The following is a 13,786-nucleotide window of genomic DNA, read 5'->3' as shown; positions in this document are numbered from 1 at the left end:
ATATTAAATTATTGATTATGGTTGCATTCTGTTAATCAATCTTGGGAATAGAATAGCTTCACGAATATGATCTAACTTACAAATCCAAGCAATCGTACGCTCAAATCCCATACCAAAGCCAGAGTGAGGAACACCACCAAATTTACGCAAGTCAAGGTACCATTGGTAGTCTTCTAAGTTTAGCCCTGCTTCTTCAATTTGCTTTTTCAAAATTTCGTAGTTTCCTTCACGTTCAGAACCACCAAAAATTTCACCGTATCCTTCTGGTGCAATTACATCAGCACATAAGTATTCTTTAGGATTATCAGGATTCTTCTTCATGTAGAAAGGCTTAATTGTGGTTGGGTAGTTAACGATGAAGACTGGACGATCAAATTGTTCTGAAATATATCCTTCATCTGGGGCACCAAAGTCGTCACCCCATTTAATATCACGACCAGCTTCTTGAAGCATTTTAATAGCGTCATCGTAAGGAAGACGAGTAAAGTTACCTTCAGTAGTTGGACGCAATTTTTCAGGATCTCTACCCAAGATTCTTAATTCGTATTCATTATTTTCAAGAACTTGCTTAACCATGTATGCTAAATATCTTTCTTGAATATCTAAGGATTCATCTTGGTGCATCCAAGCCATTTCTGGTTCCATCATCCAGAATTCTGTCATGTGACGACGGCCTTTAGATTCTTCCGCTCTAAATGTTGGACCAAAAGTAAAGATTTTACCGTAAGCCATGGCACCAGCTTCACCATACAATTGACCAGACTGTGATAAGTAAGCATCATTGTTGAAGTATTCTACGTGGAATAATTGCGTAGTACCTTCTGGAGCAGAATGCATCAAAATAGGTGCATCAAATTTAATAAATCCTTCTTTTTCAAAGAAGTCAACAGTTGCTTTAAACATAGTATTTCTAATTTGCATAATAGCAAATGGACGCTTTGATCTTAGCCATAAGTGACGATTATCAAGTAAGAAGTCAACACCATGTTCCTTGTTACCGATTGGGTAGCCTTCATTATTAGAAACAATTTTTAAATCTGAAATTTGAATTTCATAACCGAAGTGAGAACGCTTATCCTCATGAACAGTACCAGTAATATAAAAACTAGCTTCTTGACGTAAAGACTTAGCTGCTTCAAAAACTTCTTCAGAAACATCGTTCTTACGAACAACGCCTTGGAAAAATGCAGTTCCGTCACGTAATTGCAAGAAGATAATCTTACCACTTGATCGTTTATCAGTTAACCAAACATGCATCTTAACTTCTTGGTCTACATGTTTAGAAGAATCTTTAATTGAGATTAATTCTGTCATTACTTACCAACCTTTTTAATTAAATTTAATTTTATTATACTAAAAAATTGCTCGTTAGTTTAACAAATTTACAAATTGTCCGCATAGGCTAATTCTTTTCCGTTTTTAAAGGTGTAAAGAACATAGCCATAATTACCGTTTTTCTTGTTATAAGTCACTTCCCAGACTGGCATTCCTTTGTACCAACCTAATTGGCATTTAAGATTATCATGTCCAGGATGAGCCTCATTAAAAATCTTTAATATTTGCTCTTCGCTTTTTCCTTTATTTGCTTGATAAAGATAAGCTTTTTTGCTTTTTGGCAAATAGATGAAGTAATACTTCTTTCCCTTCTTACTAGTCCCAGCTAAACTATTACTTTCTACACTTCGGCTCAGATGATAATTTTTGGTGATCGTAGTAATTGGTGTTTTTTCAAGTGCAATTTCATTAGTTTGTTTAACTTGATCACTTGCCCGTTTAGTTGCAAAGTAAAACACAAAACATAAACATAAATATATTACTGCAATAACTCCGACCACAATTCCAGTAATTTCAAGCCCTTTTTTTACATATTTATTCATTCTGCTTACTATTCCTTAAAACATTTAGTAGTTGTTGTTTGCTGACTTTTTTGGCACTTACAGGAAGGCCAGCTAAAAATTGCTCACCATAAGATTTATTCCAAACACGTTGGTCTAAAATTACAAAGATGCCATGATCACGCTCATTCCTAATCAAGCGACCACATCCCTGTCTAAACCGCAAAATAGCCCTTGGCAAAGTGTCAACTTCAAAAATTTTGTTAGCACCAACCTGCTTTTTTAAACATTCTGTTCGCAGTTTTACTTCTGGCTGATCAGGCGATTCAAATGGTAAGCGCGTAACAATTGCCAAGTCTACCCCATTATGCTTGAAGTCAATTCCTTCCCAGAAACTATTTGCTCCAAGTAAAACAGCTTTTTCAGCAATTCCAAAACGCTTAGCAATCTTTTCATTTGAACCAGTTAATCCCTGAGCTAAAATTTCATAATCTTTTAAATTATTATTTTCACTTAACTTACTAAAGACATCACGAATAACATCTAAATTTGTAAACAAAACCAAAATATGATTGTAATTTTTAATTTGCGTAAGCAAATTACTGATAAACTCTTCATATTCAGGATTATTTGGATCTTCTGGCGCATCATTATCAGAGAGTGCATAGATTTTTAAATGTTTTTCAACCTTAAAAGATGGCTTGGCACGATAAGTTAGTGTTTTTTCAGGATCTAAATATAGGTTCTTAATTGTATATGAAAAATCATCTTGTTGCGCTAAAGTAGCTGAAATAAACAACTTTTTGTCAAAATATTGATATAATTGTTGCACTTCTTCTTCAGGATCAAGCATTAACCAAGTCAAATTGGTTGATAAGGGATCCTCCTCGTTACTAATTTCCAAAACAAATCCTTCATGATCTAATTTTTGTGGTTCGCTTAGCTGATCTAATAAAAGATAATTCTGTTCTGAATAATAGTCAAGATGGTCTATCTCTTCTTGTAAGTCTCTTATTAAAACATCATCACTTGTCAAAAGATTCTTTTGCTGATGATATAGCAAAAATAATAATTGATTTGTTTCTTGACGAACAATTTCAATATTATCCTGCATTTGACTTAGCAAACGTTTAAACTGAGGAACACTTCTAAATAAATCCTGTCCTTGAAAGCCTAAACTAACCGCATTTTGTATTCTGTCTTCCCGACTGGTAGCAAAATTTCGATTATCATAAAGTGCTTGCTGAACTTTGTTTATCGAGTGGATTAAATCGTTGGTATTTTTTTCAAGTTTATCCAAAATTATCTTAAACTCGATATTATTGCCAAATCTAACTTTTGCACTATCTTCTGCATAAAAAAGCAAGTTGCGCAAATGGCTGCACATGCCCCAAAAGCTTTCAAACTGGAGCGAATCATTTCTTGAACTTGCAACATTTTCAACAAAACGATGAGCCTCATCTACAACTAAAAATGGGTTTTGTCCCCAAATTGAATCCATATAATGGTTTGCCAAATAGGCATGATTCGTAATTAAAATATCAGCTTGCTCTTGTCTGCTCCGAGCCAGATTCCAAAAATCATATTCTGCAAATGCAGTTCCAATTCTTGCATCCCCGGGATGTTCAATTGCAGCGAATAATGGTGCTTGATAATTAGTTAACTGTAGTTCATCTAAATCACCAGTTTCAGTTTCAGTAAGCCAAATCAAAATTCCCATTTGTAAAATTAGAGTTTGCTGAATTGGATTATCAGTTTGATATAGTGAATTATAGAAACCGTCTAAATCTAAATAGTGACTGCTTGATTTAACAATTTGAGCGTCTAAATCTAAGTGAGTTACCCTTAAAAGTTGCGGTATCTCTTGTTTTAGTATCTGTTCTTGCAAGACCTTCGTAGGCGTTGCTACAACTAATTTTCTCCCTGAATAAAGTTCATATGCATACGCCATTAAATAGCTAAAAGTTTTTCCACTTCCATTTGGTGCCTCAACCACTAACGAGTTATCTGTATCACTATAGACAAATTCATGCAGTCGATTAATTAAACTTACTTGACCACGTCTAAATCGCAAATTTTTCTTAAATAACTTCTTCTTCTCATCATCACTTTGAGGGAACTCGCCTTTACTTGCAGTTCCAATTTGCCGCGTAGATGCAATTTGTTTCTTAAGAATTAAATGCTTTACTTGAATCAAATCTTTATCTAGTGGTCTCTTTGTTTGACGAGCAACTTGACCTATTTCATAAAAAATATAATCAGTATCTCGTAATAAGCCTTTAGATAAAGAAGTTAAAGTATTTAACGTTGCCTGAGGAAGATTTTCAAGTTTTTTAATAACCTTTAGCAATAACTTAGCTGTTACTAAAGCATCTGAATCAGCTCGGTGGGGATTTAAATGCTTAATTTTTAAACGAGCAGTTAAGTCGCGTAATTTATAGGATGGAAAAGTTGGAAAAGCAATTTGAGCTAATTCAACTGTGTCAATTGCCTTTCCTGTTAATGGCTCTAAGCCAGCATTTACTAACTCATAGTTCAAAAAAGGGAGATCAAAATTAACATTATGCGCAACAAAAATTGTATTCTCTAAAATTTTTCGAATTTTGGGAGCATAGTACTTAAAATCGCGTGCTTGAGCAACATCTCTATTACTAATATGAGTTAAATTTTCAACAGCTTGAGGGATTTCACGATGAGGATTGATTAAGAATGAATACGTTTTTACTACCTTACGCTTTTTGATGATTGCACAACCAAATTGAATAATATGATCGCCTTGATTACGCTGCGTGCCTGTAGTTTCAAGATCGACGACCGCAAAAACATCATCTGTAAAGGCTTTTTTCATAATAATCTCCCTTCTATTCTGTTTCTAGTCTACTGGGACCACTTTCCTTGCGTCAAGCAAAATCAAATATTTTCCAATAACCTTTTTATCATTATTCATTTCATTTAAGGCTTGTTCGTATAGTCGCAATTGTCCAGTATATTTTTGTTTAATTTTTTCAATTGCTTGCTCTTCATTTGTTTTATCAACAAAGTCAGTTTTGTAATCAAATAAAACTAGGCCATCTTTTGCTTCAAAATATCCATCCACCGTTCCGTGAACTAAAATCTTCGCGGATGGATCAGAAAAGTCACTAAATAATTCACTAGCATTAACGAGACTTGAAAATTGGCTTTCTCTGTGCAATTTATCAGATTGCTTCCAAAATTCTTTAGCAAAATCACTCATTACAAACCAATTTAAAGCTTCTTTAGACAAATATGGAACCATTAAAGAATTCAGCTTCCCTAATTCAACAAGCTGATCGATTTCTTGGTCTAAATTTTCTAGGTCTTTATTACCTTCATAATTATAATATTGCAAAACTAAGTGCATTGCCGTTCCTATTTCAGCCCCAGTAAATTTTTGTTCTTCTAAAAATGTTGGTGTTTCATCAATTGGTTGCAAATAACGATTACTTGAAGAAATAAGACGAGAGTTTTCAAGTTCTTTATCGATTGGATCATTAAAAGCCTTTTTAATTTCAGATACAGATTGATAAGCTGTAGTCTTAGTAGCATCTTCAAACGGATACTTAAAGTCGTACAATTCTTGGACTACCTTATTTACTTTGGAATTTACTTCTTGACTGTTCTCATTTTGACTTTTAACTTTCTTAGGCTCTAAGTCAAGATTGAATTTTAAATAATAGAGCTTATCTTGTTCTTCTAAGGCAGATGTCATATCTCGAATAGTTTGGTCAAATTCATGTTTTTGTTCTAATTTTGGTCCTAAAAAATCAAGCGGTGATTGAGCATTAATCTTTTTAACTAATGGAATTGTGTCTTTCTTTTGATCAAGCTCGCTTAGCCATTTCTTTTGTTTATTTTCAATTTCATTTACGCTTGCCACTAAGATCAATTTTTGCTGTGCTCTAGTTAAGCCAACATATAAAATTCTCGCTTCTTCTTCAAGCATTTGCTGTCTTTTTTGAACATCAGCTAAGGATTTAACCAGAGAATCAATACGATAATTCTTTTCTTTTATTGTTAAACCTAGTTCTTTTTGACTAATTGTAAAGTTCCCGCTTAAGTCTCTAGTTTGATACTGATGCCCTAATCCCATTACAAATACAACGGGAAATTCTAGTCCCTTAGAAGCATGAATGGTCATCAATTTCACTGCATTATCTGCTTTATCGCTTAAAAGAGGTTGAGCTAAATCTTTTTGATTTTTTCTCATTCGTTCAATAAAACTAATGAATTGATACAAACCTTTAAAACCAGCACTTTCATACGAAGTTGCCCGCTCATACAAAGATTCAAGATTAACCCTACGTTGTTGCCCGTTTGGCAGACCAGTAACAATTTCTAAAAGATGTGTTTTTTCGTAAATGCTCCAGATTAACTCAGAAATTCTGTGCGTAGCAGCAAATGAACGGAGTGTTTCAAGTTGCTTTAAAAATTCTCTGCATTTCTTCCCTAGAGCCGAGTTAACTGAAGCAAAGTTAGTAAGTGCAGTATAAAAATTGCCCGCTGGAGTTTTAACGCGAAGTTGTGCAAGTTCTGGTTCTTTGAAGTTAAATAGTGGCGATCTCATTACAGCTACTAGAGGAATATCTTGCTGAGGGTTATCAATCAACCTCAAGTAATTCATAATCATAATCAACTCAAAAGTTTGAAAATAATTTTGCGCATCAGTAACAAATAAAGGTAAATCGGCTTTTGCAAATTCCTGCATTACCTGTAAATTATCGCTTCTAGTTCGTGTAATAATTGCAATATCTGAATACTCAAGTGGTCTTTTAAGCTGCGTTCTTCGATCCCAAACTTGAAAATTTTCTGCTTTTAATTGCTTAATTCTCGCAATTACCATCTGAACTTCGCTAAAATCCATTTCATCGCCATATTGGTCCTCATAAGCTGACTGTGTTTGCTTTTTATCGGTAAAAATGTATTCGCTTGCTGTCGGTAAATCCGCTGGATAATAGCTAGCTCCAAACTGTAATTGACCTTCTTTCTTATAGTCAATGCCACCAAAATTAGTTGTTAAAACTGGATTAAATAGTTCATTAACTGTTTTAGTAACCCTTTTTGTTGATCTAAAGTTATCAGCCAAGATGATTTTTTCACTATCATTATCTTTGCCATAAGTATGATACTTACTCAAAAAGAGGTCTGGTCGTGCTTGCCTAAAGCCATAAATTGACTGCTTGACATCCCCAACCATAAAAAGCGTGTTCTGCCCCTTCTTTTTAATGGCTTTAATGATATTTTCTTGCAGCGCGTTCACATCTTGATATTCATCAATCAAAATCTCGTTAAATTTTTCTTGATAATATTCTTGTGCAATATGTGCGTTTGAAGTATCTGTTGTCAAAATACTAAAGGCAAATTGCTCCATATCGCTATAGTCAATTAAATTTTGCTCACGTTTTAACTGACCAAATTTTTGAATTAGTTTTTTCTCAGCAGCAACAATTGTTTTAACTATTTTTTCTGATTTTTGAAGGACTGCTACTTGCTCTTTTTCTTCAACTACAAAAAAGCTAGCAAAAATTTTCTTAAGTTGATCATTTAAATCTGATTTTAAGTCCTGACTTTCTTGATAGACTTCAATGCTTTCATCCGACCATTTTTTAGATTTTCGTACTGCTTTTTCAAATTTACAATTCATTAAACTAGCACGAATTTCATTATAAGGCTGGTCCTTATTTAAAGATTCAAGAAAGCTATCTAGGCGGTTAGAAAAAATGTCATAATTTTCTTTAACTTTAGCTAAATCAGAGCCATTTATTTCTGGTTCAGCAAGTAGAGCTTCTACTTCTGCTTTTAAATCAGATACTTCTTTAAGTAAAAGCGGCTTTATTTGCTGTTGCCACAAATTAGATTGAATTAAATTGTCGCCTACTTCATAGCAAGTTGGCAGCTCATCGAGAAAATTTTCATAATTCGGTTGAGTCGTTACTGTATTATACAGCTGCAATAGCAAGTTGCGGGCTCCTTCTGCATCACGTTCTCCTGAAAAATTATCATAAAAATCCTGAAAGTCTTGATTATCTTCTTCAAGATAATCCGCCTCTATCTCTCGCAAAGCGCGTTCTTTCAAAAGCTCTCCTTGAGTCTCATCAGTTAAAACACTAAATTGCGGATCAAGGTCAATTACATAGTAAAAACGCCTAATCACATCTAAACAAAAAGAATCAATCGTAGAAATATTGGCTGTATCAATATCTAATAGTTGGTTACGTAAAAATTGGTTATCCGGTTCAACTTCAAGTTGATCACTTATTTTTTGTTTGATTCGTTCTTTCATTTCACGTGCTGCAGCTTTAGTGAAAGTAATAATCAGTAAAGAAGAAACCGGTGTGCCAGATAGAATTTTTTTTAAAACTCGCTCAACTAAAACTGTAGTCTTACCTGAACCAGCAGATGCGGAAACCAAAATGTCTTTTCCAGAATCATTAATTGCCTGATCTTGTTCTTTAGTAAACTTTGTCACCTATTCATCACCATCCAAATCCAGTTTTTCTTTAATTAAGTTCAAAAGCGTCTTTTTATCAATTGCTTTAATTTTATGGTAATTATTTTCTTTTAACATAGCATCAAAGAAGAAAATATCTTTAAAGTCAGAATAAGTTAAGGAACTCTGTTGTCCGTAAGTATATGGATCAAGTTTAATCTTACCTGATAAAATCTCACTACCAGCATTCTTGATTAAGTAGGAATTATATGCCAATAGCAATTCTAATTGATCAGGAGTAAAACTCTGATTTCGTGGCCAACTTATGTCGCCATTTACCTTTCTTTTAACGCTGCTATATATTTCTGAATTAGCTCGATCTTTCTCCATTCCTGGTTCAATCAAGTCCAGAATCTCTTCATCAGCAATTAAAATTCCGTTATACATTAGTTTCTTAGTACTTTCTTTGAGAAGATCCTTAATTTGATAGTTGCTCAGAATCATCTTATCACTACTTAAGCGTTCTAAGCTGCTAGTAATATTTTGATAAAAAGCTCCTAAAACATCTAAGTTTTTACCTTGAGCAAAAAACTTATTATTCTTTTTTAAGACTTCCAAATACGAAATCATTTGCATCGAAATTCCATTAGCAAAGAGACCTAAATCAAACTTTTTAGCAGAAGACTTATAGTCAATTACCTCTCCTAAAACTCGATCATTTACCTTAGCCAGATCAACTCGGTCCATTTTTCCTCGTAGATCAACAATCTTCTTTTTATTATTTTCATCTTTCCAACTATAGGATAGACCTGTTACTTTTTGATTTTTACCGAAACTTAATTCTGAATATTGTGGTCTAAAAGTTGTTTTATTTACATTGCTATGCCAATAATGAGCAACATTAGATGTGGTTTGGTCTAGCTTATGGAACAAATATTTATTGAATGGATCATTTAAAAGTTGACGATATCTGCCTTTTTCTTTTAATTCCTCTCGTACTTCAATTAGTAATTCTGTTAACTTACTATCAGTTAAATCAGCAAAATTTAAGTTTTTCTCTTTAATCTTTTTAACTAAATAGTCAAAAGTTTCATGATAATAATTACCTGCCTGAATTACATCAAGTTCATTTTCAAATCGCTTCTTTAAATGTAGGCCGTAATTTAAGAAATATTCAAAAGAATTCTGATAATAAGTTTCAAGTTGTGAAACTGAAGTCTCTATCCGATCTCCGTAAAGTTCCTGTGCCAATTCTGGTGAGAGATTTTCGGGAATATTCTTAAAGTTGCTTCCTTCAAGGACATTTTGAGCTACTTCGCCTATTTTCTGCTCAGTCATCTCTAAGATAGAATCTACCTTAACGGCTCGCTTGCTCTTTAAGTAAGTTAAATAGCCCAAACTAGCTTCCGGATTAGTCATAAAGGTTAAAAGATCACCAGGAGAATTAGGTAAATCATGCTGTGAAAACTCTTCTGCCTGGGTTAATCTAAGAAGTTGTTTATAAAAGATAGATGGTTCTAATCGTTCATTTGCCGTATTAATTACAGGATAGGAAATATAAATCTTATCACTGGCTAAACTTAATGCATTACCAAACTGATAATTCTGATCTAGATTATTAATTTTTTGTTGATCCTCTAAATAGCCACTAGTATTATTCCCATCATTTAGCTGTTCCAAGTTCTCTGAACTAAAGAAACCTGGAATTTTCTCAATCTGCGGTAAATTACTACTTGTTGCCCCAATAATAAATACTTGCTTATAACCTTGTCCTTGAACCATTCCCATTTCAGAGATGTTAACTGCATCAAGAGTAGATGGAATTTGTGAGAAATTAGCCTCACTAAATCCACTAATTAAAAGATCAAAAAATTGTTCTAATGAAAATTCCTTGGCTACCAATAAGTAATCCTTTAGCAAATCGTTTAGGGTTGACCAAACTTGTTCAGGCTGCTGCGCTAACTGTAAGTCTCCAGCATCATTTGCTTCTTTTCGCCAAGCCTCTAGTCTTTTTGAAACTCGATTTTTAATTAAGAAGTTCCAAAAAATTGTCACTCCAGCTTGCGGATCTTTCTCTGCTTCTATTTCTTCAAAAAATTTACTTAGAATACTGATAAAGTATTGACGTAATCGCTCAAGTTCTTCCACCTCTTGCTCTGACTTATCAAGTGCAATTACTTCCGCATCCACAAATTTTTTTAAAGGTTTGTTCCAAAGACTTCCCTTAATACCATGTGCCAACACAAAGTTTTCAAGTAAATCCACATCGTTTTGATAACGTGCTACACTCTTATACCACTCGGGAATAAACAGCTGCGTTTTCATTAGCGCAATTACATTATCTGTTTGAAAACCACGCTTAAAAATTTGCTGGAGATTTTCTACTGCAACAACCAAGGGATGATATTTCATCTCCTTTTGCAAGTCATTGAAGAAAGGAATATTATTTTGACGCAAAATTGGCGTTAAGTAAGTTTCATATTCACTTAAATTTGGCGCTAAAACTAAAAAGTCTTGATAGCGATAGTGGTTTAAAGCAACTTGTTGGTAGATTGTCCGTGCGACAAAGTATGCTTCAGCATATCTAGAATCTGCTTTAACTGGTTGCAAAAATTTACTCAAACTTTCATCAAAACTGCTAGTCTTAGTCCAAACACCATTTAACAGGGAGCTAGGATTAGTCTGACTGAGTGGAAATTCAGTAGTTTGATAATTTAATTGCTGATTTTGCCAAAAATGCTCTAGTTGTCCAATTGTTCTTTGAACTACATAATCATAGTCTCCAGGTTCCGCTTTACTGTCTATCTTGCCGACTTTTGTCTTAAACGCTAAAGTTGTATTTTTAGCTTTTTTTGAAATTAAACGCACTGAAGTTAATTCCTGCAAGGAAAAATGCGAAAAATCAGAAAAATAAAATTCCATGCTGCTCAAATTGTTGCTTTTAGCTAGAAACTCATTAAGCAGGAGCTGCATTTCATCTTTTGTTGCAAATTTTTCAGATAGCCGTTCGATAAAATCATCATAGATAATTCGCAAATCATGGACTTTATAGCTGGTTTCTTCATTTAATTTTTCATTATCAATATTTTCTAGTTCAATATTTCCAGCCCGAACGGATAAAATTGCTTCATACATTTGCTTTAAGGCACCAGACGTAATCTGATTCTTATTTTGAAATAGTTTTAGTTCGTTCTGATGATCCTTAACAATTTGCTCAAGTAACATCACACTAGCAGCATCATCTAAAATCTGGGGCAACTTGATTGCTTCATCCTTCAAAAAATACCAGGCTAGTCGTGAAAATGATAAAATGTGCAGTTTATTAACCGCTACTTGTTTTTTATTCGTTAAAACAGAGAGCTTGCTAAGTGCGCGTACTTCTGTGGTAAACTTAATATGGTTTGGCACGATAATAAAAACATCGTGCGTTTTATCTTGGTAATATGACTTAACAGCTTGATCAATAATATCATTTTGCAAGTTGTCTACTTGTCTACCAGTAATTACATTAATCATAAGTCTCAAGTCTCCTTAGCAAATATTTTAGCATATGGAACAAACGAAATAGACTTAATGAAATTTATAATATAGGAACGATAATCGTGAATAAAAAAGTTGAAATTAAAGCACATGGAAAAGTGATTCTAATTGGTGAACATTCTGTTGTGTATGGATATAATGCACTTGCTTTACCAATTCAAGCCCTAAATATCAGCACAACTGTTGAAGAAACTGCTGGTCCTACTTGGATGGACACAAATCACTACCACGGTGCTTTTTTTGATGCACCAGATGAATATGACGGTATTAAATATATTGTTAAAACTATGTTAGCTAAAGTTGCAGATGCACCTAACGTTAAAATTACTTATAGTGGTGAAATTCCAATTGAACGCGGCTTAGGTTCAAGTGCAGTAGTAGCTCTTGGGACAACTAAGGCTTTATCACAATTCTTAAATTTGAATTTAGATCACGATGAAATCATGGAAATTACCAACCATGCGGAAATGATCAACCACGGTAAAGCTTCTGGACTTGATGCCGCTACTGTTAGCTCAGACTATCTAGTCTTCTTTAATAAACAGGATGGTCCGCAGCAACTTTCTCAAAAATTAGGTGCTACCCTCTTGATTATGGATACTGGCGAACTTGGAAATACCAAAGTGGCGGTGCAAGCAGTTAAAAAGCAAATGGACGAAAGTGATCTCAAAAAGAAACAAATTGCCCGTCTTGGGGAGCTTGCTACTGCCACTCAAGAGAATTGGCTAAAACAAAATGCTAAAGAAATTGGTAAGATCTTTAACGAAGCTCAAAGCATTTTAGCCTCATTCAACCTTTCAACTAAAAAAATTGATAATATTTGTAAAATTGCTAACGAAAATGGTGCCTTAGGTACTAAGTTATCTGGCGGTGGCCTTGGCGGAATCGTGATTGCGCTATGTCCTGATCAAGAAACGGCACAAAAAATTGCCAAAAAGGCTCAAGCAAATTTTGATAATTACTGGATTGAGGAAATCTAATGAAAAAAACTGCTCGTGCGCATACTAACATTGCGCTAATCAAATATTGGGGAAAAGCTAATCAAGCTTTGAAGACCCCGCTCATGTCTAGTCTATCAATGACCTTAGATGCTTTTTATACCGATACTACTTTTGAACATGATTCTTCACTAACTGAAGATACATTTATTTTAAATGGTCAAAAGCAAACACCTGAAGAAAGTAAACGAGTTTTTAATTATATTCACCTATTACAAGAAAAATTTGGCTTTAATGATCATTTTACAATCAAGTCTACTAACCACGTTCCCACTTCGGCTGGTCTTGCTTCGTCAGCATCTGCCTTTGCGGCTTTAGCAACCAGCTTTGCTGCAAGTTATGGCTTAGATCTTTCAAGAAGAGAACTTTCGAAATTGGCACGTCTTGGATCAGGATCAGCAACAAGATCGATTTATGGCGGTTTTGTCGAATGGCAAAAAGGAATTGATGATGCAAGTTCTTATGCTGTTCCAATTGATGAAAATCCAGATCTTGACCTGTCCCTATTAGCACTTGAAGTTGATACAAAACAAAAGAAAATTTCTTCAACAAAAGGGATGAAATTAGCTCAAACATCTCCTTTCTATCAGCCTTGGTTAGCTAGAAATAAACAAGAAATTGCTGAATTAAAACAAGCAATTAAGGAAAAAGATTTTACTAAGATTGGCAAGCTCAGCGAATTAAGCGCTAATGAAATGCATGCTTGCAACCTAACAGCTAATGAGCCGTTCACATACTTTGAACCAGAGACAATTAAAGCGATTAAATTAGTAGAGAATTTAAGGCAGCAAGGCATTGAGTGTTACTATACAATCGATGCTGGTCCAAATGTAAAAATTCTCTGTACCTTAAGAAATAGAAAAGAAATTATTTCAGCTGTTCAGAAATCATTGACTAATGTTAAAATAGTCGTTGCGAGTTTCGGCCCAGGCGTTACTCTGCTTTAGTAATTTGAAAATAAAAAG

General features: G+C 34.1%; 7 protein-coding genes. 2 read left to right on the top strand and 5 right to left on the bottom strand.

From position 1 onward, the window contains the following. Positions 1-15 precede the first annotated feature (15 nt). The 5 genes from asnS to LpgJCM5343_RS04630 form a co-directional block, all read right to left on the bottom strand. Positions 16-1,314, bottom strand: a complete 1,299-nt coding sequence (asnS, locus tag LpgJCM5343_RS04650; RefSeq protein WP_113576159.1) for an asparagine--tRNA ligase — start codon at positions 1,312-1,314, stop codon at positions 16-18. 68 nt (positions 1,315-1,382) lie between these two features. Next, complete coding sequence (locus tag LpgJCM5343_RS04645; protein WP_101890704.1) at positions 1,383-1,877, bottom strand: hypothetical protein; 495 nt, start codon at positions 1,875-1,877, stop codon at positions 1,383-1,385. Then, positions 1,870-4,683, bottom strand: coding sequence for a helicase C-terminal domain-containing protein (locus tag LpgJCM5343_RS04640; protein WP_101890703.1), 2,814 nt, complete (start codon positions 4,681-4,683; stop codon positions 1,870-1,872). Before LpgJCM5343_RS04640 ends, LpgJCM5343_RS04645 begins: the two co-directional genes overlap by 8 nt. A gap of 24 nt (positions 4,684-4,707) precedes the next feature. Continuing rightward, positions 4,708-8,322 carry a helicase-exonuclease AddAB subunit AddA gene (gene addA / locus LpgJCM5343_RS04635; protein ID WP_101890702.1) on the bottom strand — a complete coding sequence of 1,205 codons (3,615 nt, stop codon included), beginning with the start codon at positions 8,320-8,322 and terminating at the stop codon, positions 4,708-4,710. Beyond that, positions 8,323-11,799 carry a PD-(D/E)XK nuclease family protein gene (locus tag LpgJCM5343_RS04630; protein WP_113532385.1) on the bottom strand — a complete coding sequence of 1,159 codons (3,477 nt, stop codon included), beginning with the start codon at positions 11,797-11,799 and terminating at the stop codon, positions 8,323-8,325. It abuts the gene before it with no gap. An 86-nt stretch (positions 11,800-11,885) separates the two neighbouring features. Between LpgJCM5343_RS04630 and mvk the strand changes: the two genes are divergently transcribed. Together mvk and mvaD are read left to right on the top strand one after the other, a co-directional pair. Beyond that, a complete protein-coding gene (gene mvk, locus LpgJCM5343_RS04625; protein ID WP_101890700.1) occupies positions 11,886-12,803 on the top strand; it encodes a mevalonate kinase in 918 nt (305 codons plus the stop codon). Beyond that, the gene (gene mvaD / locus LpgJCM5343_RS04620) at positions 12,803-13,768 is read left to right on the top strand and encodes a diphosphomevalonate decarboxylase (protein WP_101890699.1); all 966 of its coding nucleotides are present in this window, start codon (positions 12,803-12,805) and stop codon (positions 13,766-13,768) included. The genes mvk and mvaD overlap by 1 nt, the downstream gene beginning before the upstream one ends. The last annotated feature ends 18 nt before the right edge of the window (positions 13,769-13,786 follow it).

This window comes from Lactobacillus paragasseri, assembly GCF_003584685.1.
GTDB classification, from domain to species: Bacteria; Bacillota; Bacilli; order Lactobacillales; family Lactobacillaceae; genus Lactobacillus; species Lactobacillus paragasseri.
This window is presented reverse-complemented; position numbering and strand designations above follow the sequence as displayed.

What these genes read in the sequence shown, in the direction of transcription:
- asnS (WP_113576159.1), bottom strand. Translation starts at nt 1,314, where the DNA reads ATGACAGAATTAATCTCAATTAAAGATTCTTCTAAACATGTAGACCAA.
- LpgJCM5343_RS04645 (WP_101890704.1), bottom strand. Translation starts at nt 1,877, where the DNA reads ATGAATAAATATGTAAAAAAAGGGCTTGAAATTACTGGAATTGTGGTC.
- LpgJCM5343_RS04640 (WP_101890703.1), bottom strand. Translation starts at nt 4,683, where the DNA reads ATGAAAAAAGCCTTTACAGATGATGTTTTTGCGGTCGTCGATCTTGAA.
- LpgJCM5343_RS04630 (WP_113532385.1), bottom strand. Translation starts at nt 11,799, where the DNA reads ATGATTAATGTAATTACTGGTAGACAAGTAGACAACTTGCAAAATGAT.
- mvaD (WP_101890699.1), top strand. Translation starts at nt 12,803, where the DNA reads ATGAAAAAAACTGCTCGTGCGCATACTAACATTGCGCTAATCAAATAT.